Raw genomic sequence first — 2,128 nt, forward strand, 5'->3', positions numbered from 1 at the left:
CTCAGGTCGAGGTTGGCCACGCCTTGCGCGAACGCGTAGTCGCCGGTCTTGAAGCGGGTCGGGCTGCCCGGGCCCAGCGAGGCGTTGAGCGAATGCTTGAGCCGGTAGGTGAAGTCGTTGCGGCCGTAGTCGAGGCTGGCGTCGTAGGCCCATTCCCCCCATTGCCCGCGCGCGCCGAGCACCGCCTGCAGATCGCGGTTCTCGCCCAGCGACACCGGGCGGTAGCCCTGCGGATACACCTGGGTCCAGTTGGCGGCGCCGTCGGGGTAGCGGAAGTAGTTGGCGCCCTGCGTGTCGCGCTGGTTATAGGTGCCGAAGGCATAGACCTCGCTGCCCTGGCCGAACGGCAGCTTGCCGTTGAGCCAGGCGTTGAGATCCTTGCTGGCACCGTCGCCGAGTTCATAGTTGCGCTTGCCGGCCAGGGCCAGGTTGGCCGGGGTCTGTTCCTCGAACGGCGGGATCTGGTCGAAGCCGGCGCGGTTGGTGGCCTCGTGGTTCTTCAGTTCCAGGCCGACCTTGAAGAAACCGCCATCCTCGCCCAGCCGCGTGCCGACCTTGCCGCTGGCATACCCGGTCTGGCCGTCGGTGAGGGTGCGGTGGATCGGCTTGACGTCGGTGTGGTTGGCGCCGTAGCTGGCTTCCAGCGCGCCGCTGTCCGGGTCGTCGTCGAGGATCACGTTGATCACCCCGGCCACCGCGTCGGAGCCGTACTGCGCGCCGGCGCCGTCGCGCAGCACTTCGATGCGCTTGATCGCGCTGATCGGGATGGCGTTGAAGTCCACCGGGGTGGTGCCCTTGCCGATCTTGCTGTCGGTGTTGACCAAGGCCGAGGTGTGGCGGCGCTTGCCGTTGACCAGCACCAGCACCTGGTCGGGCGAGAGCCCACGCAGCTGTGCGGCGCGCACGTGGTCGGCACCGCCGGAGTTGGACTGGCGCGGGAAGTTGAAGGACGGCAGCAGCGCCTGCAGCGCGCTGCCGAGTTCGCCGTTGACCACGCCGGCCTTGCGGATGTCCTCGGCGCTGAGCACGTCCACCGGGGCGGTGGATTCGAGCACGGTGCGGCCGCTGGCGCGGGTGCCGGTGACGATCACCGTATCGAGGTTGGTCGCGGTGGCCGGGGTGGCGTCCTGGGCGAACGCGGGGGCCGCCAGGGCCAGGGCGATGGCCAGGCTCAGCGGCCTGACGAACGGGGACGACATGGGGGTTCTCTCCTGAAACGATGACCATCGAGACCGGCCGCGCCGGCCATGGCGGCGACTGGGGTCGGCAAAGGTTGCTGCATCCATCCGGATGAAGCGATATATTAGCTCGACGTTAAGGCGATGTGCGAGCCGTGTGTTCGGTGCGCCCGGGCATGAGCTCATGCCCGGCGGTTATCCGGCCCGGTCCGTACCTGGCCTACGATCGTGTGTTGCCTGCCCCTTCCGACCGAGACCTTGCCGATGCTCTTGCGTGCCCCGTTGATCGCCGTCCTCCTGGCCCTGAGCGCCTGCGCCAGCGTCGCTCCGTCTGCGCCCACCGCGCCGAGCAAGGTCAGCGCGACCATGCAGGGCGATGCGGCGCGGCCGGCACAGGCCAGCGGCTGGGTGCGCAGCGAGCTGTACTTCGGCGTGGGCGAGGAAAGCGGCCCGGCCGACCGTCCGCAGGCCGAGCCGATCAGCGAGGCGCGCTGGCGCGCATTCCTGGACAAGGAAGTGACGCCGCGCTTTCCCGACGGCCTGACCGTGTTCGATGCCTACGGCCAGTGGCTGTTCCGCGGCGCCAAGGAGCCGAACCGGCTCAACACCAAGGTGCTGGTGATCCTGCACGAGGACACCCCGCAGCGCCGCGCCGACATCGAGGCGATCCGGCTGGCGTGGAAGCAGGCCACCGGGCACCAGTCGGTGCTGTGGGCGCGGCAGGCGGTGGACGTGTCGTTTTGACTGCCGGGATTCGGGAGTGGGGAGTGGGGATTCGCAAGGGCGGACCGCGGTGACTGTTGGGTTGTTCGTGATCCGGCCCGATGAGTTGGACGATCCGGCGGTGCGCGGGTTGCTGGAGTACCACGTGCAGCAGATGCATGCGCAGTCGCCGCCGGGCAGTGTGTATGCGCTGGACCTGTCGGGTCTGCGGCAGCCGCAGGGGCGGG

The 2,128-nt window shown here is 69.1% G+C and carries 2 protein-coding genes; one reads left to right on the forward strand and one right to left on the reverse strand.

Annotated elements, in window-relative coordinates; genetic code table 11:
• The coding region (locus D180_RS15060) for a TonB-dependent receptor plug domain-containing protein (RefSeq protein WP_017913447.1) at positions 1-1,199 on the reverse strand (1,199 nt) is incomplete at its 3' end.
• 243 nt (positions 1,200-1,442) lie between these two features.
• On the opposite strand from D180_RS15060, the gene D180_RS15065 reads away from it, so the two are divergent.
• Entirely contained in the window at positions 1,443-1,922 is a 480-nt protein-coding gene (locus D180_RS15065) for a DUF3574 domain-containing protein (RefSeq protein WP_010344366.1), read from the forward strand.
• Positions 1,923-2,128: the final 206 nt, after the last annotated feature.

Source organism: Xanthomonas sp. SHU 166, assembly GCF_000364685.1.
GTDB lineage: Bacteria > Pseudomonadota > Gammaproteobacteria > Xanthomonadales > Xanthomonadaceae > Xanthomonas_A > Xanthomonas_A sontii.